The organism is Nocardia sp. NPDC051052, from assembly GCF_044456045.1.
Lineage (GTDB): Bacteria > Actinomycetota > Actinomycetes > Mycobacteriales > Mycobacteriaceae > Nocardia.
Map to the genome: position 1 here is coordinate 48,482 of NZ_JBITFL010000021.1, position 20,132 is coordinate 68,613.

Here is a 20,132-nt window from a genome sequence, read left to right on the forward strand (position 1 = left end):
GTTTCACAATCCGAACAGTTGCCTCAGCCGAACAGCCCGCCGAGCGCACCGCCGCTCTGCCCGGCCTGCTGGCCGCCGCCGGTGCCGCCGATGAGCCCGCCGGGCGGCAACTCCGATGGCTGCACGATGACGAAGCCGCGCCCGGAGAAGGCCAGCGTGAGCCCCTCGCCGGTACTGCGGCCGATCAACCTGCCGAGGCCGAACGAGTCGTTGCGCTTGATCCCGGTCTGCAGGCTCGACGACCAGGCCACCGCCGCCTGCGGGTCGGCGTAGGTCGGCTGGTCGACCTGGAGTACCACCGGCGAGCCGTGTGTGGTGATGGCGATCCGGCCGCGCCCGGTGAACACGCAGTTGAAAAGCCCGGCGTTGCTGGCGACTCCGGCGGCGCCCTGCACCCGCTGGACCCGGTAGGACAGGCTGGTGTCGAAGGCGAGCACATTGGAGCCGTTGATGGTGAGGCCGTCGGTGCCGTCGAGGTCGATGATGTGCACGTCGGCGGCGCTGTCGGCGAGGAACAGATCGCCGCGGCCGGAGACGTTCATCAGCGGCACACCCTCACCGGTGAGCCGCTGGGTGATGGCTCGGCCGATGCCGCCGGAGCCGAGTGCCTTGAACTGCATGTCGCCCTGGTAGGCGACCATGGAACCGGCCCGAGCCATGACCTCCCCGTTGACGGCGACCTTGATCATCTTGCCGCCCTGCTTCTGGATGCCGCCGCCGGAGACTTCGGCGTGGCTGGGGTTGAACAGATCGCTCTGCATCGGCAGTGCTCCTTGCTGAGGTGATGATGGCGCGGGCGGTGAGTAAGCGGGGGCCGAAGGATAAGGGGGCGCGGCCTGCCGCGGGTAGTTCGGCGCGGGTGCGGGCGGCGAAACCGGCGCGGCGGCAGGTGGATTGGGTGCCTCGGGTTCGTCGTCGATGTTGACGCCGAACGCCGTCGCGATGCCGGCCAGCCCGTTGTCGTAACCCTGGCCGACCGCGCGCACCTTCCAGGCGCCGCCGCGGCGATAGATCTCCACGCACACCACGGCCGTTTCGGTGGTGAGCCCGTCCATCGGGAAAGTCAGTGCCCCCGAATCGGATCCGATCGTCGCGAGCAGCGTGCCCGCGCCGGCGAAGGTCGGCGGGCCGCTGCCGTCGAGGCTGGCGGTGACCACCACCTTGTCGACGTCCGGCGGAAGCGCGCTGGTCTGCACGTCGACCATGTCGCCACGACCGCTGCCGTGCCGGTAGATGACGCCGGGACCGACCGGCTGATTGAAGAACACGAAGTCGGCGTCGGTCCGGACGTGGCCGTCCGCGCCGAGCAGCAGGGCGGAGACGTCGACCCCGGCCGCGCAGCTGACGGTCACCGTCATCCGGTCGGCGGGCGCGGGCCGGTTCTCGCCGCGGGCGAGGGCGGTCACCGTCGACCGGCCCGGTCGTCGGCGATCGGCCCGAATGGCATGCGATTCACGCCGTCAAGTGTGTCCCGAGTCGGGTCCGCGCGCTACCGAGTCGGCCGCACGCCACGCCGAATCGTTAGCTGACGGAGGCTGCGGCTAGGCGTCGCTGGGCGATCGCGACGCCGAGGATGAAGGTCGCCGCGACAGTGCCGAGCAGGGTGGTAGCGACGATGGCCGAGCCACCCACCAGGGTGCTGAAGTTGTCGATGACCAGGGCGGTGATGATCAGCAGCCCGGCGGTGCCGAGGACGGGCGCGACGACGGTGTGCCAGCGGCGCCGATCCACGCCGGTGCGGCGGAAGAAGACGATGATGGCGACGCTGGTGAGCGTCATCAGCAGCAGAATAGCGACGGTGGCCAGGCCGGACATCCAGGTGAACAGCTGCAGGACCGGGTCCGCGCCCACGAGGGCGAAGGTACCGACGACCAGTGCCGCCGACAGGGATTGGGTGAGTGAAGCCTTGTGCGGGGAGCCGTGGCGCGGATGGATATGGCCGAGGGCCGGGTGCCCGACGCCGTCGCGGGCGAGCGCGTAGCCGTACCGGGAGATCGCGTTGTGGAACGCGAGCAGGGCCGCGAACAGGCTGGTCACCAGCAGGATCGACATGAGGTCGGCGGACGTCTCGCCGAGGAACATCCGCGCGGCGGTAAAGGTCAGCGCTTCGGGGTCGTCGCCCGCGGCCGCGGCGACATCGTCGCTGCCGAACGCGAGCACGACTGCCCAACTGGCCACCGCGTACAACGCGCCGATGGTGAGCACCGCGATGTAAGTGGCCCGCGGGATGGTGCGCCGCGGGTCGCGGGTCTCCTCGCCGTAGATCGCGGTGGCCTCGAAGCCGATGAACGACGCGATGGCGAACATCAACGCCACGCCGGGGGAGCCGTCGAAGAAGGCCGACGGGGTGAAGGAGACGGTATCGATGCCGTGCGCGCCACCTTGGCTCAGCACGGCGGCGGACAACGCGACGATGATGCCGATCTCGACCACGAGCAGCACGCCGAGGACTTTGGCGCCGAGCTCGATATTCCGGTAGCCGAGCACCGCGACGAGGGTCATCAGCGCGAAAGCGTAGATGTACCAGGGTAAGTCGGGCCCGCCGTAATGCACGACGAGTCCTTCGACGGTCGATGCCGCGAGCCCGTATATCCCGGCTTGAATGGCGGTATAGGTGAGCAATGCCAGCCCGGCCGCGCCGAGGCCTGCGCTGCCGCCGAGACCGCTGCGGACGTAGCCGTAGAAGGCGCCCGCCTCGTCGAGATGGCCACTCATGGCGGCGTATCCGACGCTGAAGACGAGCAGCACGGCCGCGGCGACGAGGTAGGCCGCCGGTGCACCCGCTCCGTTGCCGAGGCCGATCATGAGCGGCAAGGCGCCGCAGACGGAGGTCAGCGGCGCGGCGGCCGCGATGACGAGGAAGACGATCCCCGTCACCCCGATCGAACCGCGTAATCGGGCACCGGCAGTGGATGTTTCAGTCATCGGGGGCTCCATGGCAACTGGTCGGCTCTTCGCAATGGCCGGAGCTGGTGCGAGGGACATCGAGGGTGGGATTACGGTCGAAGAAGCCGACCGGCTTGAGCACGAATCCGGTGTAGTCGACCGGCATGATCGGCCAGTCCTCCGGTCGTGGGAAGTGGGTGAGGCCGAAGGTGTGCCACACGACCAGGTCTTCGTTGTCGAGCGGTCGATCGGCGCGCACGTACTCCGGAAGTCCCGCGCCGCCGGGGTGCTGATTCACGAAATCGCCTGCGGCATAACGCTGTGCGGGGTCGTATCGGGTGACCCAGAGGCTCTTCGTCGCGAAGGCGGCTCGCTGGGCGATCGGCGATTCGTCGGCGGCGAGCAGCGTTTCCTTGCCCTCCGGGTACAGCACGTAAGAGACGGGCAGGCCGAGACGGTTGTACACCTCGGGATTGCTGATGCGCCAGACGCGCCCGACGCGGTTGTCCGCGAGCCGCTGTGCCGCCGATTCGCGAGCGAGTGTTGTTCGCCGCAGTGTGAAAGCGTTGCCGTGCGGGTTGTCCGGGCCGATCGGCACGCGCACGCTCTCCACCTCCTCGACCCGGTTGCGATGCCCGTCGACCATCATGTCGAGGCGTGCGCTGAACAGATGCTGGTGATGGGGCGCGCCGAGACCGGGCGCCACCTGGGTGGAGAACGGGTGATCGATGCCGGGATAGGCTGCGGTGAAGACGATTCCGGTCGCCTTGACCTCGAAGCCGATGGTGCCGTCGAGGTAGAGGTACCAGAAGAAGCCGTAGTCGTAGTTGCCCACCGTGGTGAAGAACGAGATCACCAGCCTGCGTTGCCTGCGGACCTCGCGTGACCCGGTCCACAGGTCGGTGTGCTTCCACAGCACGCCGAAGTCCTCCTCGTGCAGGCAGATCGCATTGCGCAGCACGCTGGGGTTGCCGGTCTCGTTGGCGATCACCGCGTCGAAATAGGTGATGTCGCCGACGCAATCGCAGCCGAGCTCGAGTGCGTTGGCATAGCGGCCGACGAGGTACTCGCCGGTGTCGAAGTAGTTCTGCCAGGAGCGGATCGGCGACGGATCGGCATACGGCACCACCATTTCCGCGATGGACGCGCGATGGATGATCGGCCGGATCCGGCCATTGTCGTGAAATCCGATCTGGTGCAGGACGAGTCCCTCCCTGGCATCGAAACCCACTCGCATCGACCATTTTTCCCATTCGACGAGGTTGCCGCGCACGGTGAAACTCGGTCCGTGCGGCTGGGTGATCTCGATCGGTTTCTGCGTGGTGCGCGACGGGCCGGTGACGACAGGGTCGTCGAAGTTCCCCGATTCCCGCGGCACGTCGACGGGCCCGGTGTCGATCACCCGCAACACCTCGCGGGTCATCACGTCGACGAACGCCACGAGCCCGTCGATCGGGTGCGCCCAGGGATGGTCCTTCTCGTGCTGCTGATGGAAGGCCAAGCCGCGCAGGATCCGGCGGCCTTGCTCGCCCACGTAGTCGAACACGCCCGCCGACAGCGGAGCGACCCGCACCTGCGCGACGTCGAGGCCGCGGGCGGCCAGCGCGGCCAGCCAGCCCGGATCGGTCGACAGCACCGCTTCGACCAGCTCGAACTCCTCGTCGAGCACGGGAAGCTGACCGTCGATGATGGCGTCCAGGGTGCGCTGGGACAGCACCGCCCGGCGGCTGAGCGACACGACCAGATCGATGGCGTTCGGGCGGTCGATGTCGTGCAGCAGCACCCGGAAGCGGCGATCCAACGCGCCGGACCACTGGTAGATCTCGTATTTGTCCGGCTCGTCCAGTCCGACGTAGACGAAACGTGTGGTCGGCGCGATCAGCCCGGCGGCCGCGACGACGGCACGCACCTCGGCGATCTCGGCCTCGGTGGGCAGGGCGAGCGGATGATCGGCACGTCCCGGTGTGAGCGTGGGCATGAGCCCTCCATGTCAGTGTCACGAATGTGGAAAGCAAGGGGGATATCCGCCGAGAAGCTGCGTCCGCTCATCCTATTCAGCAACTATTTGGACAATTGGGTAGTAAACGCCGCCAACCTGTTCCCGCATTCAGTCGAATGAGAATGCCGGGTACTGGTTGCCGTATGGCGAGCTCAGAGTTACGGAACAGCAAATTATTCCTCGCCTGCTGTCCTGGCGCGGTGTGAGAACTGAGCCTTGACGGTTAGCAACCGATCGGTTGCAATGTAGGAGTGAGCTACGACACGATCATCAAGGCCGGGCGCTGGTTCGACGGCGCCGGTTCGCCCTCCGGCACGCGCCACCTCGGACTTCGCGACGACCGGGTGGTCGCGGTGTCGGCGGAGCCGCTCGACGAGACGGGCTGCCCGAACGTCATCGACGCCGAGGGCAAGTGGGTGGTCCCCGGCATGATCGACATCCACACTCACTACGACATCGAGGTGCTCAAGACGCCCGAGCTCGCCGAATCGGTGCGGCACGGCATGACGACGGTGCTGCTCGGGTCCTGCTCGCTGTCGACCGTGCACGTCGGCGCTACCGAGGCGGGTGATCTGTTCGGCAGGGTGGAGGCGATCCCGCGGCGGCACGTGATCGAGGCGATCGAGGAGACCAAGACCTGGCGCTCGGCGCGCGAGTACGTCGCCGCGTTGGAGGAGCTGCCGCTCGGCCCGAATATCGCTGCGATGCTTGGTCATTCGGATATCCGCACGGCGCAGATGGGGCTCGACCGCGCCACCCGTAAAGAGGTCCGGCCCACGGCGGCCGAACAGGCGGCGATGGAAGCGGCGTTGACCGAGGCGCTCGACGCCGGCTTCGTCGGAATGTCGGCGCAGCAGCTGCTTTTCGACAAGCTCGACGGCGATACCTGCCGTTCGCGCACGCTGCCGTCCACCTACGCCAAGGCGCGAGAACGCCGCCGTCTCAACGCGATTCTGCGACGGCGGCGGCGGGTGCTGCAGGCGGGCCCCGATGTCGGCTCGGTGCGCAGCATCGGCGCGATGGCGCTGAGCAGCTTGGGCATCTTCCGCAAGCGCTTGAAGACCACGCTGCTGTCGGCCGCGGACATCAAGGCGAACCCGGCCGTGGTCTACATCATGGGACCGATCGCGCGCGCACTGAACGCGCTGGGCGGTGACTTCCGCTGGCAGCACCTGCCGGTGCCGTTCGAGGTGTATGCCGACGGCATCGACCTGGTGATCTTCGAGGAGTTCGGTTCGGGTGCCGCGGCGCTGCATCTCGCCGACCAGGTCGAGCGCAATGCGCTGATGCAGGACGAGGCGTACCGGCGACGGTTCCGCAAGGACTACGACTCGAAGTTCGGGATGCGGGTCTGGCACCGCGACTTCTTCGATGCCGAAATCGTCTCCTGCCCAGACGATTCCGTGGTCGGCCAGACATTCGGGCAGGTGGGTCTTGACCGTGGTGGCGTGCATCCGGTGGACGCGTTCCTTGACCTGGTGGTCGAGCACGGCACCAAACTGCGCTGGCGCACCACGATTTCCAACCATCGGCCGAAGTTCCTGACCAGGTTGGGCGCGGATCCCGGTGTGCAGCTCGGCTTTTCCGACGCGGGCGCGCACCTGCGCAACATGGCGTTCTACAACTTCGGGCTCCGCTTCCTGCGCCGCGTGCGCGATGCCGAGCAGGCCGGCGCGCCGTTCATCTCGCTGGAGCGCGCGGTGCACCGGCTCACCGGTGAGCTCGCCGACTGGTACGGCATCGACGCGGGCCATCTGCGCGAGGGCGATCGCGCGGATCTGGTGATCATCGACCCGGCGCAGCTGGATGCCTCGCTGGACGCCTACGCCGAAAGCACGGTCGCGCAGTATGACAACCTGTCTCGCATGGTGAATCGCAATGACGGGGCGGTCTCGGCCGTCTTCATCGGCGGCAAGTACGTCTTCGGCGACGGCACGGCCGCGCCGATCCTCGGCACCGGCCGCACCGGACGATTCCTCAGGTCCCAGGAGCGGTGACCGCGCCGCGCCGAACTCAAGCCCAGCGCCGCGCCGCCACCATCGGCAAGCTCGTCGAGGCCACCATCGAGGCCATCGCCGAGGTCGGTTATCACAATGCCTCGCTCGGTGAGATCAGCCGCCGGGCCGGTGTGTCCAAGGGTGGCATCTTCCGGCACTTCGATTCGCGGACCGACTTGGTCGTCGCTGCCGCCGAAGAGGTCGGCCGCAGGCACATGCGTGCGTTCGATAATATCCGCGCGCGCGAACACGCCGACCAGCCACTGGATTTGACGCACATCCTGCACCGCGCCCGCAATCAGATCCGCCAGGAAACCAACACGGTCTGGTTCGAGCTGCTCGTCGCCGCGCGCACCGAGCCGGAGTTGCGGGCCAGGCTCGCCCCCGTCGCCCGGGCGCTGCTCGACGACGTCGAGCGGGTCGCGATCGCGGCCCTGTCGCCCGCCGTTCCCCCGGAGGTCGCCCGCCTGCTGGCCACCTCGATTGTGCACATGTTCGACGGTGAGGCGATCTTCCGCTCGACCTACCCGCGGCCCGAGCTCGAGGATGCCCGCATCGAATATGTCGCCAGTACCTTCCAGCGTCTGGTGGGGGAGATTCGCGTCGAATCGGGCTCGTGAGCAGCGGGCCGTGGCATCGATTATGGACTATTGCATAATCAATATCGCTGTTGTTGACTGAAGCCCATGGCCGACACCGTTACCGTCGAACGCGACGGACATGTCCTGCTCATCGGACTCAACCGCCCGGAGAAGCGCAACGCCTTCACCCTCGAGATGCTCGGCGAGCTGTCGCGCGCGTATGCCCTGCTCGAAAACGACGACGAGCTGCGCGCCGGCGTGCTGTTCGGGCACGGCGAGCATTTCACCGCGGGCCTCGACCTGGTCGACGTCGCCCCCGCGCTGGCGACCGGCGCGATCACCTACCCCGAGGACGGCCTCGACCCGTGGCGGCTGAACTACAACTGGACCAAGCCGGTGATCGCCGTGGCACAGGGGTGGTGCATGACGCTGGGTATCGAGCTGCTGCTGGCCGCCGACATCCGGATCGCCGCCGAGGGCACCCGGTTCAGTCAGCTGGAGGTCCGGCGCGGCATCTACCCGTTCGGCGGTGCGACACTGCGGTTTTGGCGTGAAGCGGGCTGGGGCAACGCCATGCGCTGGGTCCTCACCGGCGCCGAATTCGATGCCGCCGAGGCGCTCCGCATCGGACTGCTCCAGCAGGTGACCCCCGACGCGGCCACGGCCCTCGCCGCGGCACGCACCCTGGCCACCGAAATCGCCGAGAACTCAGCGCCATTGGGCGTTCGCGCGATCCTCGCCTCGGCGCACCGGGCCCGCGACGAAGGTAACGCCGCCGCGGCCGAACGTCTGGTCGGCGACGTCACCAAGCTGTTCGCGACGGCCGACGGCGCGGAGGGTATCCAGTCGTTCGTCGAGCGACGGAAGGCGAAGTTCACCGGTCGATGATGGCCACCGCACGGGTCAGGCCAGGCGCAGATCCATCTGGATGGTGGTGCCGTGCACGCCGGTGTGGATGCGGACCAGATCGGTGAGGTGATTGACCAAAAGCAGTCCGCGGCCGCCGAATTGGAAGGGTTGCGGTGGCACCCGGCCGGCCAGCGGGTTGGTGATGTGACCCCCGTCGCGAACCTGAGCGCGCAGTTGCCTGCCGTCGATCCAGAGCGCCAGCGTGCCGCTGCCGCCGCCGTGCACCACCGAGTTGGTGATGGTCTCGGCGATGACCAATTCCAGATCGATGACGCGGTCCGGGGTCATGCCCGCCTGGCTGGCGAACTCGCCTGCCCGGTGCCTGGCCTCGGTGAGCGAGGTGACGTCGAAGGCGATGACGCGGGCGATCGGCGGCGCGGGCGGTAGCGGCTTGTTGTACGAGGCGACGATGCGGTCGGGATCGTAGGCGCTACTTGCCCGCTCGCCGCTGCTGTCGATCAGCGTCGGATGGGTCGCGTGCGCGTCGACAAGCACGGTCGGGTCGAGGCGTTCGGTGTCGTAGGGGCACAGGATGGTGACCTCGCGGCCGGTGAACGCGGCGTTGATCAGCGCCTCGTGCTGCACGCACGCCGGATACTCCGTCGCGGAGCGGCCCGCCCAGATGGGTTCGCCGATGATCCGCACCCGTCCGGTCGGGTAGGTGTCGGCGAAGGCGCGGAGTACACCGGGAATGATCCGCCCAGGGTTGCGGCCTTCGACGGTCATGTCCATCAGCCGCACCGACTCGGCGTCGGCGCCGAGTTCGGCGCGAATCAGTTCCAGGTTGGGTCCGGGGACCGACACCGCGACGGGTTCGTTGTTGGCCAATCCTTCGCGAATGAACCCGACGGTGCCTGCCAGGTACTCCTCGGTGTCGCTGTAGAACAGCGCCGGATGCACGAAGGGGTCAGCGGTGGTGCTGGTCATGCGCGATCTACCTCGATTGTCGGAAGCGACGGCCAGAACAGCTCCAGGATGCGGACCAGCGTCACGGGCGGGTTGTGCAGCACGACCCTGCGTCCCTTCGCCGCCTGATTCGTGGCTTCCACCAGTATCAGCGTGCCGCGCGTGTCGATGAAGGTCAGCTCGGACAATTCCAAGTGGATGTCGCGGGTAGCAGGCAGGTCGGCCAGCGCGGTTTCCCACGCGTCGTGCGTCGCGAAATCGACCTGACCCACGCAGCGTAGGCCAGGGGGCTTGCTCGTCGAAAACGTCCGCAGACTGGTCGAATCCGGCGATATCACGGGACCCTTCTCGGCGGGTCTCGCTGGCTCGGCCTGCACTCTCGCACCACCCCTTCTGCCTGTCGACGGCAGGGAAATTACCTCCCGAACATACGCCCTCGCCGAGCCGGATCGATCAGGCGGCTACCCGGGTGTCCGCAGGTTGTTGAGGTAGTCGTCGGCGGTGCCGCTCAGATATACCGCCAATCCTGGGCCGACGCGACCGATGTCCATCAGTTCCAGGCGGACGCCGTCGGTGGTTTGGTGGTAGGCGGAGGCGGAGTCGGAGATGTTGTCGTGGGACGAGATCAGCTGCGCAATGCCCTCGGCGGAGAGTCGCTTCGACTCCTCAGGGATGTCGTCGGTCCAGACGCCGAGGTGATGCAGGCCGGTCTCGGCCCAGATGGTGCCCGGCATCTGTTCGAGCAGTTCCAGGTAGGGCGGTCCCTGCTTGGAGTAGGCCATCCACGGCTGGATGTTCTTGGTCTCGCCATTGCTGAACACGTCGCTGTTGTTCCTGATCGGCGCGTGCCACTCCAGACCGAGCTTGCCCAGCTCGGCCATGGCCTTGTCGAGGTCGGCCACGACGATTCCGATGTGATATGCGGGCTGCATGGTTGGCATGTGCGGTTCCTTTCGGAGCATCACCGCGCGCAAGTTCGCTCGTTGGGCGACGCGATGAGGGTGGGTATGCATTCAGTTGCCCCCGCCGGCGCTGCCGCCGACCGCTATCCGCTGTACGGTTCCACCCTACAATAAGAACGATCGGTCGTAAAGTTTTAGCTCAAGACTTGGGGAGAATCGAGGGATCGGTGCAGTACGCCCGCAGCCGCCCAAGCATGGCGGCGCGTGACTGAGCGAACGCGGCATCGCCATCCAGCAGCCGGGCGCGGGTGACCGCGGCGTAGCCCAGCGCCTCGAGTTCGTAGGCGAGGACGCCGGGGTCGGTATCCGGCCGCAATTCCCCGGCGTCGAGCGCGGTGCGAATGATGGAGTGCACGAACGCATCCCACTCGTGGGCGAGGGCGACGAGGCGGTCGTGCACCGGCCCGGGCTGGTCATCGAATTCGTGCTGAATGGCCACGAAGAAGCAGCCGCCGGGCAGTACCAGGTCGGTGTAGAACGCCAGGCGTGATTCGTGCAGCGCCCACAGCTGACGGACGCCCGCCGGGGCTTTGAGCGCGGGCGCGACGACCATGTCCGCCCACTGCGTTCGCGCGCGTTCGATGGCCGCCAGCTGCAGCTCTTCCTTGTCGCGCCAGAGCGAGAACAGGCCCGACTTGCTCACGCCCGCCTCGGCCGCGACCTGGCCCATGCTCAGCGCGCCGAGCCCGGCGACCGAGGCCATCGAAACCACCGCGTCCAGCACGGCCGTTCTGGATCGGTCGCCGCGTGCTCGGCGCCCGTCGGCGGGGTGCCTGTTCGTCATGTCGATATCCTATCGCAATAAGTCCGACCGATCGGACGTAATAGCCGAGGTGGGGGGCGAGCGGCGTGCGAGTCGAATCATGGACGGGGGTCGGGGGGTTGCCTGACCGCGATCCACCGGAAGGGTACGTCCCACGATGGACGGCCAAATGGGGGATTCCCCTGAGCTGGAAACGGATTCGTTTCGGATAACTTCGGTGCGTCGGAGCTGTGGGATGAAAACCACTGCAATCCAATGCATTAGACGCCTTGCCGCGGCGGCAAAAGCTTCCGTGGGGAAGGGTCTGTCTCGAATCCTGCCGCGAATGCCCGCTCCTCGCCGAGACCGGCGAGCGGCGCAGGTATCCGGTGCGCGTCTGCGCGGCGGCCTTGCTGATGCGGTACGCCCTCGTGTTAGTGTCCCAGACAATCTATACTGTGTTACACAGTGGGGACAACGGCCATGCAGCCGGGAAGAAGGAGACGCTTGCTCGACCGGCTCGAGCGCCTCGCCGATCAGGTGCCGACCATGGTGTCGACAACCCGGAGAACCGTGAATGGTGAATTCCGGGATCTTCCCGCAACCCGTCACGAGAAAGACAACGACCGTGAGCTTTTCGACTCCTCTGTCAGATGAGGTAAGTACGCCCGATCATCAGGTCGCGGTAATCGGTGCCGGGCCGGGCGGACTCGCGGCCGGCGTGAAACTGCTGCAGGCCGGCGTCGGCGACTTCGTCATCATCGAGCGGGCCGACGAGGTCGGCGGCAGCTGGCAGGAAAACACCTATCCCGGTCTCGGCGTGGATATTCCGGCCATCGCGTATCAGTATTCGTTCGCCCGTAACGCCGGGTGGAGCCGGGTGTTTCCGTACGGCGCGGAGGTCAAGCGGTACCACATGGACGTGGCCCGCAAGTTCGGGCTTTACCCGCATGTGCGTTTCAACACCAACGTGGTTCGTGAAGAGTGGGACGACACGCACAACTACTGGAAGCTGCACATCGCCGACGGAACGACCATCACCGCGCGGTTCCTGATCAGCGCGGTCGGCGCTTTCGTTCGGCCCAAGGAGGATCCGGGCATCGCGGGCTGGCAGTCGTTCGAGGGCAAGCTCCAGCGACCGTCCGATTGGGACCATGACTACGACCACACCGGCAAGAAGGTCGGCATCATCGGCACGGGCGCCAGTGCCGTGCAGATCATTCCGTCGATCGCTCCCGAGGTCGCCGAACTCGGTGTCTTTCAACGCACTCCGGTGTGGTCGCTGCCAAAGCCGGACTTCGCCATCCCCGAGGTGGGCAAGCGCATGCTGGGGGTGCCAGGGTTCCAGGCCGCGGTGCACGGCGGTGTCCTCGTGCTTGCCGACCTGGTGCTGCGGGCCACCGTCGCGGCACCCATGCGGGTGGTGCGCCCGACCGTCACCGCCTTCGACCGGTGGACCATCGCCGCCTACCGCCGATATCTGAAGATGATCATCGACGACCCGGCCACCCAGGCACAGCTGGCGCCGACCTTCGGTGTCGTCGCCAAACGCCCGACAATGTCCAACGGATACCTCAAGGCGTTCAACCGCGACAACGTCACGCTGACCACCGACCCGATCGAGCAGATCACCCCGCGCGGCATCAAGACCCGCGACGGCGTCGAGCACATCTTCGACATGATCGTGCTCGCAACGGGTTACGAGGTGTTCTCCGATCCGGAGACATACCGTCCGGGAACCATCGTCGGCCGCAACGGTTTCGATCTCGGCAAGTTCTACACCGAGCACGGCATGCAGGCCTACCAGAGCGTTTCGGTGCCGAGCCTGCCGAACCGGTGGACCCTGGTCGGGCCGTACTCGTGGACCGGCAGCGGCTGGCACGCCTTCGTCGAGATGACCGCCGATCACGCCGTGCGCGCCATCAAGGAAGGCATTCGCCGGGGGGCGAGCACCGTGGAGGTGCGCCAGGACGCGCACGACGCCTACCACCGCAAGACGCTGGCGCGGGCGGAGGCAGTGCGGTTCTACTTCAACGAACTCAACGGGCACGTGCCGACCTACTACCGAAACTCCCAGGGCGACAGCACCTATCTGCGTCCGTCGGGCTTCTTCGAGGCCAGCCGCGGCAATCGCAAGTTCCCGCTCGACGACTACCGCTACGAGCAGGCGCACGTCGTCGCCGATCGGGTCGGTAGCGAGCTCGCGTCGGGAGCATAGGAGTTCGCGCCCAGGCGGCGCTGCCTCGACGGGCAGCCTGGAAGAATCCCGGCGTGGCAACACCAACGGTCGTCGACGACATCACCGAGCAGCTCGCCTATCGCATCGCGGCAGGCAGCTACCAGCCCGGTGAACTGCTGCCGTCGGTGCGCCAGGTCGCCGCCGAGTTCGGCGTCAGCACGCCGACCGCCAACAGTGCCCTCGGCAGGCTCACCGCGCTCGGCTTCGTCGAGGCGCGCCGCGGCCTCGGCTACCTCGTTCGCGACATTCAGCTCTACGGCGGCATCGACACGTGGCGGTTCCTGTTCCGGTTCGCCCATCGGGTGCCCGACCGCGCCGCCACGATCTTCGCCGACATCATCGACGTCGACCACATGCTGCTCATGCAGGCCATCAGCGCGGTCGCCGCCGCGCCGCGCCGCTACGACATGTCGCGGGCCGTGCACGCGCTCGACCGCCTCGAATTGCTGGTCGGCGACGACACGTCCGAGCTGACCGACATCATGGCCGCCGAACTGCACATGCTGCGCTGCGTGTTCGCCGCCCTCGGCAAGCCGGGATTCCTGAGCCTGTTCAACACCGTCGGCGAGATGCTGATTTCCATTCCCGAAGCGGGGCAAGCCTTTTACGATCCATTGGAGCCCGCCGGCCACGTCGTGCTCTGCCGCAAGCTCCTGGACATCTGGCAGTCGAGGGCCGACATCGACCTCCCCGAAATCGGCATGATCGAGACACTGGTTCGCGAATACCACGATCAGGTCGTGCAGACTTTCAGTGAGCTCATCGGTGCGAAACCGGCGACCGATCCCGCCGAGTGAGCGCTGACATGCCCCCGACAGAGAGGCTCCGCGATGCACGCCTTCCGCTCCGACAAGTTCCGGTGGTGTGCGAGAGGGCGCGGATTGCGGATCGCGGTGGTGGTCGCCGCCACGGCGGTGGTGTTCAGTGGCATCACCGCGTGTAGCAACGAGAAGGATCGACCGTCGACCGATTCGGTGGTGGTGGGGACCCAGTCCGGTCCGGTGCGCGGGAAGCTCTCGGCGGACACGCGAACGTTCTCGGGAATCCCTTACGCGGCACCGCCGACGGCGGAGTCGCGGTGGAAGCCGCCTGCGCCCCCGGCCGTCTGGTCCCAGGAGAGAGACGCGACCAAACCAGGGGCGCAATGCACGCAGCCCTTGCAGACCGGCGGTTTCGGGGGCAGCGAGGACTGCTTGTTCCTGAATGTGTCGACGCCGAGTGGTGCCACCGCACAGCAGCGGCCGGTACTGGTATGGATCCACGGTGGCGCCTTTGTTACTGGCAGCGGCGATATTTACGACCCTTCGCGGCTGGTGCGGGCCGGTGACATGGTGGTCGTCACGATCAACTACCGGCTGGGTGCACTGGGTTTTCTCGGACATTCGGCGATGGCGCACGAGGACGGGCAGGTCGGCAATTTCGGGCTGATGGATCAGCAGGCGGCGTTGCGGTGGGTGCACGACAATATCGCCGCGTTCGGCGGTGATCCGGCCAAGGTCACCATCGCCGGTGAGTCGGCGGGCGCGATGTCGGTCTGCGATCACCTGGTGTCGCCCCAGTCGGAACGGCTGTTCCAGGGCGCGATTCTGGAAAGCGGGCCCTGCGAAATACAGGTCGACCGGCAGACCGCGGTCGACAAGAGTGAGCAGTACGCGACCACGCTCGGCTGCCCCGGCACCGATGCCGCGACCGCGCAGTGCCTGCGCGCCATTCCCGCGGACAAGCTCGCCGCAACGCCGTTGAAGTACACCGGAGCGGACGGAAACGATCTGCCCGGCCCGGTCTTCGGCCAACCCCTGCTGCCGGAGGACCCACTGGCCGCGTTCCGGGCGGGCAAGGCCGCGAAGGTGCCGGTGTTGATCGGCGCGAACCACGACGAGTACACCAGCTTCATCGGCGCGCGGACGATCACCGCTGAGCAATACCCGCAGCTGCTGACGATGTTCGGCCCCCGTGCCGACGCGGTGGCCCGACAGTATCCGCTCGACGCCTACGCCCAACCGGTGCTGGCCTGGTCGGCGGTGATGACCGACCATGTCTTCGCCTGCCCCATCGCCGACGCGACCAAATCCCTCATCCGCACCGGTCCCGTCTACGCCTACGAATTCGCCGACCAGAACGCGGCACCGCTGCCCGGCTTACCCTCGCCACCACCGTTCCCCTACGGCGCATCGCACGCCTTCGAAGTGCCCTATCTGTTCGACCTCGCGCAGATTCCGGCGCCAGCGACGCAGGCCCAAAAAATCCTGTCCGACAAGATGGTCCACTACTGGTCCAGCTTCGTCCGCACCGGCGACCCGAACTCTCGCGGGCTCCCCGACTGGCCCCGCCACACCGGCGACCAGTCCCTCGTCCTCGAGCCGGACAAGATCACCACCACCGACGCCGCCCGAAATCACCACTGCGACCTGTGGTCGGGCATCCCCACCCCGTGACCCCGACGATCGAAAAACTAGCCGGGGAGCGGGATGTTGGTGGTGCAGGTGTTGTCGCGGAGCAGCTTTGGCTGCGTATCGACCGGGATGTCGTACCAGAGGTCCATTTCCAGCCGGTTGCCCGCGCCGATGTTGAGCTCGTTCGGCTGGCGCTTGATTTCCATCGCGTCGACGCTGGTTTGGTGGGGGCGGTCGGCGGCGTCGTCGAGCTGGTAGTCGGTGGGGCGAGTGGTGTGGAAAGTGCTGTCGGTGTTGGTGATCGCCACCCGGATGCGGATGTACTGGCCCTTGGGCAGCCACTCGGCGTGGGTGCCGATGATGTAGCCGATGCCCGGTTCGACGGTCAGCGGGGCGACGGTCAGCTTGCCGCAGTCCAGCGGAGTGCGGACGTACGGGGCGGCCGTGGTCGTCGTCGGCGGTGGTGTCGCGGCCGGTTCGGCACCGCAGGCGGCGAGGGATAGCAGCAAGAGAGGGAGGAGCCGGCGCACGGATCAAGAGTAGGAGTGGAATGCCGGTGCTGTAGGCCATATCAGAGACATCCACGACGGCGTGCACGGCTTCGGCCGTTGCTCGTGCGGTATGCCGATGACGGCGGGGTGCGCGACGGCCGGGCGGGTGGGGCAGGACGCCTTCGACCTGGCGTGGGATCGTCAGTACCAGTGGTGCGCTTGCCAGAATTCCCAGGCGCCGATGGGGCTGCCGTAGCGCTTGTTCATGTAGTCGTAGGTCCAGCGGATCTGCGTCACCGGATTGAACGGCCAGTCGGCACCGTGGGTGCCCATCTTTTCCGGCGGCAATGCCTGACCGAGGCCGTAGGCGCCGCTTTCCGGATTGACGGCGAAGACATTCCAGCCACTCTCGCGCGTGATGATGTTGTCGAATGCCCAGAAATGGTGCGGCGGAACCATGGTCATCGCCAGCGCCTTGACGGCGGCCCGCGGCATCGAAAGGACCGAGCCGGCCGGCTGGGTTTTCCAGGCGCTGGACGGTGTCGCGCAAATCGGCGGCGCGTCGGGTGCCGCGCAGTCGGTAGCGACGGCGTGTGCCGGAGCGACACAGAAGAAAAGGGCACAGACGGCTGCTGCGAGGGTAGGAATGAAGTACCGCATCGTTGATTCGGTCCTTTCGTATCCATGGTTGAATCTCAAAGCCGGTCGTGCCAATTCAGCAAATCACTAGGAGCGGGCTTAGCCGCGTAGCCGCTCCGGAGTGTCCGCGAAATGAATAGAACTGCCGCATAGGGGTATAGTCATGAGTTCGGCTCGGGTACGACAACCACCCGCGCGTAATTGACTTGCGTGCGGTGGAATTAACGGTCGGGATTCCGGCCTCGGCCCCGCAAGTGGCGTCCCCATCTATTACGTTCTTTTGTCGTGCCCGATCTCGCCGCGGCGATGGCGGATCTGACAGCCGGTGCACCCGCGGACCGTTGATGCCCGCGCTTCACGAAGCGGAATGAGTACGGCGTGTCGCGGCGCGCGATGTGAATAGGGAGTGGCGACACGCCGGGTTCGCCGATCTTCAACCGGTGCAGGTCAGCTCCTTCCGGCGTTCACCGAAACCGTGCGCTACCTGCGAAAATACTGCCGCGCGGCATCGCGCGACGGTGATGTTTTTCGGCTATTGTCCCTGTTCATGATGACTACCCCGGGTCGGACGCGAATTCGAAACCGTCTCGCCGCGTCGGTGGTGGGGGCGATCGTGGCAGTGCTGGTTTCGCCGTCTTTGGCAACCGCGGATGGCACACCGACGCCGACTACGGCACCGAATGCGGCGCCGCCGAGCACGAAGACGGACGCGAGTCCGCCGCGCATTCGCGGCACGAACTGGGCCGGGTATGTGGTCACCGGGAACTTCAAGAGTATTTCCGCGGAGTGGATCGAACCCGAAGTGCAATGCTCCGACACGGGCGTGATTCAGCGCGTGGTGCCGTGGGTCGGTTTGAACGGGACACTGGTCAACGGAAAGCAGGCATTGCCGTTGATGCAAACCGGTTCCGAGGCCATTTGCGTGAGCGCCGCGGGCGCGTTGGCGTCGCTGCCCGGACTGGCGATCGTGAACTTGGCGAGCGCGACGGTGGCCAATAATCCCGCGTGGTTCCGCAACGCGATCAAGGCCGCCGAGGGCGTGAACACGCAAATGGGTCAGGCCGCGGCCGGTACGTGTGCGGCCACGGGCACCGGCTCGGCACCCGGCGCCGCGATGTGTGCGCAGCAGACGTATCGAATGGCGCTGTGGGAGGCGTATCCGGCGAACCCGGTGATCTACCCGGACGTGACGTCGGCCCCCGGCGACAAAATGCAGGCCTCGGTCGACTTCGACGGTCGGGCCTACACCATGACGGTCGCGAACGTGACGCAGAATTGGACGCGGACCACGGTCGCGCATTCCGACGCTCCCGCGCAGACGGCGGAGGTCATTGTCGAAGGTCAGCTCAACAGTGCGCTGCCCGGCTTCAGCCCGGTCGTGTTCACCAATGTGAAGGTCGACGGAAAGCCGTTGTCGTCCTTCAAACCGGTGAGTTACTCGATCGGCGCCACGAATGGTGAGTTGCACCCGGGACCGATCGCCAAGGACGGCACCAGCTTCACCATCGCCAAATAGGGCGCTACTTGCCCGCGGGGGCGGGCGGCGTGGGCGGGCCCGGCAGTGGGCCCGAGGCGTAATACGCGCGGCAATCTCCGTTGCTGTCCAGATCGGTCGCGGCTTCGATGACCGACTTGCCGTCCGTCGCGGGCAGGAGTGCCGAACTGTAGTTCTTGCACGGTGCGTCGGTGATGCCGCCGATGACGATGGGCGCGGCCATTTCATACCAATTGCCTTCGCCCATCGCGTCGTTGGCCAACAGGGTCCGGCCGGTACTCGGCGTCACCGTGCCGTCCACGCTCGACGCCATCTGGCCGGACAGCAGGATGGTGCCGTTCGGGCCGGGCCCTGGACTCCAGGCCGGATAAGGCGCGTGCTGGGTATAGCCACCATCGGCGGCGGTGCGCACCACGGTCCCGAGGAACCGCGGATCGCCGTAATTCCAACCGTCCGTCGACCTCCGGAAATAGGTCAGACACTGATGCACCTTGTCGGTGTTGCAGATTTCGTAGCTCATGAAGTAGGTGCCGTCCGGCAATCTGATGGCGTTGGCCATGCCGGGCCGCACGTATTGGACGTCGCTGACCACCGTGTCTGTCTGGTTCACCCAGTGCACGCCGTCGGGGGAACGGACCTGCACCAATTTCTGACTGTGTTCGTGGCTGTCGGTCTCGTCGGAGTAGAAGGCGACGAGTTGCCCGTCCGCCGACATCGATAGGCTCGGCTCCCACGCACTCGGCAACAGCGGTCCCCAGTCGGTGAAACTGAACAGGCTGTTCGACGTCGCGATGCTGGACACGAATTCCCAGTGCGCGCCCTGATCCCGGCTGGCCCAGAGCCGTTGTTCGACATGCCGCAGCACCACGTCGAGCACGTCGGAGAACACCGTGTCGGCCCACAGCAGGGTGCCCGCGGGCATATCGCCGACCGCCGTCGGCAGTTCGAACAGCGCCGAACAGCACAGCTGGCCGCTCTTCCTCGAGACGGAATCGGTAATGCTGCCGCGCCGCCGAAAGGTGGTGCCGCCGTCGGTACTTGCCATGATCGCGCCGGTTTGCCGCAACGTATTGATGCTCGCCACGATGGTGCCGTTGGCCGTACCACTGTGCTCGAGGCGGACCAGCCGCGGATAGAAACTGCTGTCGGGATACAGCGGCTGGCGCGCCGTCGCCGGTATCGGCGGCTCGGCACCGGCCGATGGCCAGCCGAGGCCGACTCCGATAACGGTGAGCAGCACACCAATCCGTCGCAACTGATACTCCCCTCGAATCGAACAACGATGGTTCTCAGAAATGCACGCTGGAAACTCGGCGTTCTCGGTACAGGGCGAGCGGAGATCAGGAGAAATCGTACCGAACCGCGCACCCGCGCCCGCCGACCTGAACGGGTAATCGCGTGCCGTGTTTATCGAGAGTCCCGAATCATTGCCCCGGGTTGCGGCGGCGTAGCGGTGCTGGGCCGCCGTCGTCGAAACCTCGAGATTCCGTCGATATTTCAGCGATGACCTGCGCGCCGCTGATAGCGTTGGCGTCCCTGAGCCGACAGCAGTACGGCTACCCGAGACCTGGAGATCACCGTATGCCCCATGCTGGAATCAAGGAACTGATCACCCTCGGTCACGAGCAGAAGTACATCACCCACGCCGAGATCAACGAATACGTTCCGGAGGCCGTCGGAGATCGCGATCAGTTCGTCGGCATCATCCAGATGCTGGACGCCAGGGGGATCCCCGTCTACGAGACGGATCCGGTGGACTAACAGCTCGACCCGAGCGTCGTACCGTTTCGCCCCGCCCCTCTTCGCGAACTATCCGAAGTTCGATTCACCCCCCGAGTGCCGACGAGCTGCCTCCCTCGATCCTTCCCCGCGATGTGTGTGCCGCCGATCCGG

Annotated in this window: 18 protein-coding genes; 8 read left to right on the forward strand and 10 right to left on the reverse strand. The window is 66.5% G+C overall.

The window, feature by feature from the left end; all coding sequences use genetic code 11:
- Nucleotides 1-23 precede the first annotated feature (23 nt).
- The 3 genes from ACIBCN_RS42000 to ACIBCN_RS42010 all read right to left on the reverse strand — a co-directional run bounded on the left by ACIBCN_RS42000 (nt 24) and on the right by ACIBCN_RS42010 (nt 4,864).
- The gene (locus ACIBCN_RS42000) at nt 24-1,406 is read right to left on the reverse strand and encodes an AIM24 family protein (protein ID WP_396998141.1); all 1,383 of its coding nucleotides are present in this window, start codon (nt 1,404-1,406) and stop codon (nt 24-26) included.
- Between the two features lie 115 nt (nt 1,407-1,521).
- Complete coding sequence (locus tag ACIBCN_RS42005) at nt 1,522-2,925, reverse strand: APC family permease (RefSeq protein ID WP_396998143.1); 1,404 nt, start codon at nt 2,923-2,925, stop codon at nt 1,522-1,524.
- Nucleotides 2,918-4,864, reverse strand: coding sequence for a primary-amine oxidase (locus ACIBCN_RS42010; protein ID WP_396998145.1), 1,947 nt, complete (start codon nt 4,862-4,864; stop codon nt 2,918-2,920). Before ACIBCN_RS42010 ends, ACIBCN_RS42005 begins: the two co-directional genes overlap by 8 nt.
- A gap of 272 nt (nt 4,865-5,136) precedes the next feature.
- Here ACIBCN_RS42010 and ACIBCN_RS42015 point away from each other — a divergent pair, with 272 nt between their 5' ends.
- The 3 genes from ACIBCN_RS42015 (at nt 5,137) to ACIBCN_RS42025 (ending at nt 8,351) form a co-directional block, all read left to right on the forward strand.
- Nucleotides 5,137-6,882 (forward strand): amidohydrolase family protein, encoded by a 1,746-nt coding sequence (locus ACIBCN_RS42015; protein ID WP_396998146.1) that lies wholly within the window; start codon nt 5,137-5,139, stop codon nt 6,880-6,882.
- On the forward strand, nt 6,879-7,502 hold the full coding sequence (locus ACIBCN_RS42020; RefSeq protein WP_396998147.1) for a TetR/AcrR family transcriptional regulator: 624 nt from the start codon (nt 6,879-6,881) through the stop codon (nt 7,500-7,502). The genes ACIBCN_RS42015 and ACIBCN_RS42020 overlap by 4 nt, the downstream gene beginning before the upstream one ends.
- A 66-nt stretch (nt 7,503-7,568) precedes the next feature.
- Nucleotides 7,569-8,351 (forward strand): crotonase/enoyl-CoA hydratase family protein, encoded by a 783-nt coding sequence (locus ACIBCN_RS42025; RefSeq protein ID WP_396998149.1) that lies wholly within the window; start codon nt 7,569-7,571, stop codon nt 8,349-8,351.
- A gap of 15 nt (nt 8,352-8,366) precedes the next feature.
- Here the strand turns inward: ACIBCN_RS42025 and ACIBCN_RS42030 are convergent, their stop codons facing one another.
- The 4 genes from ACIBCN_RS42030 to ACIBCN_RS42045 all read right to left on the reverse strand — a co-directional run bounded on the left by ACIBCN_RS42030 (nt 8,367) and on the right by ACIBCN_RS42045 (nt 11,024).
- The gene (locus ACIBCN_RS42030) at nt 8,367-9,299 is read right to left on the reverse strand and encodes an anti-sigma factor RsbA family regulatory protein (protein ID WP_396998150.1); all 933 of its coding nucleotides are present in this window, start codon (nt 9,297-9,299) and stop codon (nt 8,367-8,369) included.
- On the reverse strand, nt 9,296-9,550 hold the full coding sequence (locus ACIBCN_RS42035; protein ID WP_396998152.1) for an STAS domain-containing protein: 255 nt from the start codon (nt 9,548-9,550) through the stop codon (nt 9,296-9,298). The genes ACIBCN_RS42030 and ACIBCN_RS42035 overlap by 4 nt, the downstream gene beginning before the upstream one ends.
- Nucleotides 9,551-9,739: 189 nt before the next feature.
- The gene (locus ACIBCN_RS42040; protein WP_396998154.1) at nt 9,740-10,219 is read right to left on the reverse strand and encodes a VOC family protein; all 480 of its coding nucleotides are present in this window, start codon (nt 10,217-10,219) and stop codon (nt 9,740-9,742) included.
- A 160-nt stretch (nt 10,220-10,379) separates the two neighbouring features.
- Nucleotides 10,380-11,024, reverse strand: coding sequence for a TetR/AcrR family transcriptional regulator (locus ACIBCN_RS42045; RefSeq protein WP_396998156.1), 645 nt, complete (start codon nt 11,022-11,024; stop codon nt 10,380-10,382).
- A 586-nt stretch (nt 11,025-11,610) separates the two neighbouring features.
- Here ACIBCN_RS42045 and ACIBCN_RS42050 point away from each other — a divergent pair.
- The 3 genes from ACIBCN_RS42050 to ACIBCN_RS42060 are packed head-to-tail and all read left to right on the forward strand — an operon-like array spanning nt 11,611 to nt 15,656.
- Nucleotides 11,611-13,200 carry a flavin-containing monooxygenase gene (locus ACIBCN_RS42050; protein ID WP_396998158.1) on the forward strand — a complete coding sequence of 530 codons (1,590 nt, stop codon included), beginning with the start codon at nt 11,611-11,613 and terminating at the stop codon, nt 13,198-13,200.
- A 53-nt stretch (nt 13,201-13,253) separates the two neighbouring features.
- Complete coding sequence (locus tag ACIBCN_RS42055; RefSeq protein WP_396998159.1) at nt 13,254-14,018, forward strand: FadR/GntR family transcriptional regulator; 765 nt, start codon at nt 13,254-13,256, stop codon at nt 14,016-14,018.
- A 33-nt stretch (nt 14,019-14,051) separates the two neighbouring features.
- Nucleotides 14,052-15,656, forward strand: coding sequence for a carboxylesterase/lipase family protein (locus tag ACIBCN_RS42060; protein WP_396998161.1), 1,605 nt, complete (start codon nt 14,052-14,054; stop codon nt 15,654-15,656).
- 17 nt (nt 15,657-15,673) lie between these two features.
- Here ACIBCN_RS42060 and ACIBCN_RS42065 read toward each other — a convergent pair whose 3' ends face one another.
- Nucleotides 15,674-16,144, reverse strand: a complete 471-nt coding sequence (locus ACIBCN_RS42065; RefSeq protein ID WP_396998163.1) for a hypothetical protein — start codon at nt 16,142-16,144, stop codon at nt 15,674-15,676.
- 162 nt (nt 16,145-16,306) lie between these two features.
- On the reverse strand, nt 16,307-16,600 hold the full coding sequence (locus tag ACIBCN_RS42070) for a transglycosylase SLT domain-containing protein (protein WP_396998165.1): 294 nt from the start codon (nt 16,598-16,600) through the stop codon (nt 16,307-16,309).
- A gap of 691 nt (nt 16,601-17,291) precedes the next feature.
- Between ACIBCN_RS42070 and ACIBCN_RS42075 the strand changes: the two genes are divergently transcribed.
- Nucleotides 17,292-18,260, forward strand: a complete 969-nt coding sequence (locus tag ACIBCN_RS42075) for a G1 family glutamic endopeptidase (protein WP_396998167.1) — start codon at nt 17,292-17,294, stop codon at nt 18,258-18,260.
- Between the two features lie 4 nt (nt 18,261-18,264).
- Here the strand turns inward: ACIBCN_RS42075 and ACIBCN_RS42080 are convergent, their stop codons facing one another.
- Nucleotides 18,265-19,494 (reverse strand): exo-alpha-sialidase, encoded by a 1,230-nt coding sequence (locus ACIBCN_RS42080; protein WP_396998169.1) that lies wholly within the window; start codon nt 19,492-19,494, stop codon nt 18,265-18,267.
- Between the two features lie 326 nt (nt 19,495-19,820).
- On the opposite strand from ACIBCN_RS42080, the gene ACIBCN_RS42085 reads away from it, so the two are divergent.
- The gene (locus ACIBCN_RS42085) at nt 19,821-20,000 is read left to right on the forward strand and encodes an RNA polymerase sigma factor region1.1 domain-containing protein (protein WP_150403419.1); all 180 of its coding nucleotides are present in this window, start codon (nt 19,821-19,823) and stop codon (nt 19,998-20,000) included.
- Nucleotides 20,001-20,132: the final 132 nt, after the last annotated feature.

What these genes read in the sequence shown, in the direction of transcription:
- ACIBCN_RS42005 (WP_396998143.1), bottom strand. Translation starts at nt 2,925, where the DNA reads ATGACTGAAACATCCACTGCCGGTGCCCGATTACGCGGTTCGATCGGG.
- ACIBCN_RS42010 (WP_396998145.1), bottom strand. Translation starts at nt 4,864, where the DNA reads ATGCCCACGCTCACACCGGGACGTGCCGATCATCCGCTCGCCCTGCCC.
- ACIBCN_RS42025 (WP_396998149.1), top strand. Translation starts at nt 7,569, where the DNA reads ATGGCCGACACCGTTACCGTCGAACGCGACGGACATGTCCTGCTCATC.
- ACIBCN_RS42030 (WP_396998150.1), bottom strand. Translation starts at nt 9,299, where the DNA reads ATGACCAGCACCACCGCTGACCCCTTCGTGCATCCGGCGCTGTTCTAC.
- ACIBCN_RS42040 (WP_396998154.1), bottom strand. Translation starts at nt 10,219, where the DNA reads ATGCCAACCATGCAGCCCGCATATCACATCGGAATCGTCGTGGCCGAC.
- ACIBCN_RS42045 (WP_396998156.1), bottom strand. Translation starts at nt 11,024, where the DNA reads ATGACGAACAGGCACCCCGCCGACGGGCGCCGAGCACGCGGCGACCGA.
- ACIBCN_RS42060 (WP_396998161.1), top strand. Translation starts at nt 14,052, where the DNA reads ATGCACGCCTTCCGCTCCGACAAGTTCCGGTGGTGTGCGAGAGGGCGC.
- ACIBCN_RS42070 (WP_396998165.1), bottom strand. Translation starts at nt 16,600, where the DNA reads ATGCCGCGGGCCGCCGTCAAGGCGCTGGCGATGACCATGGTTCCGCCG.
- ACIBCN_RS42075 (WP_396998167.1), top strand. Translation starts at nt 17,292, where the DNA reads ATGATGACTACCCCGGGTCGGACGCGAATTCGAAACCGTCTCGCCGCG.
- ACIBCN_RS42085 (WP_150403419.1), top strand. Translation starts at nt 19,821, where the DNA reads ATGCCCCATGCTGGAATCAAGGAACTGATCACCCTCGGTCACGAGCAG.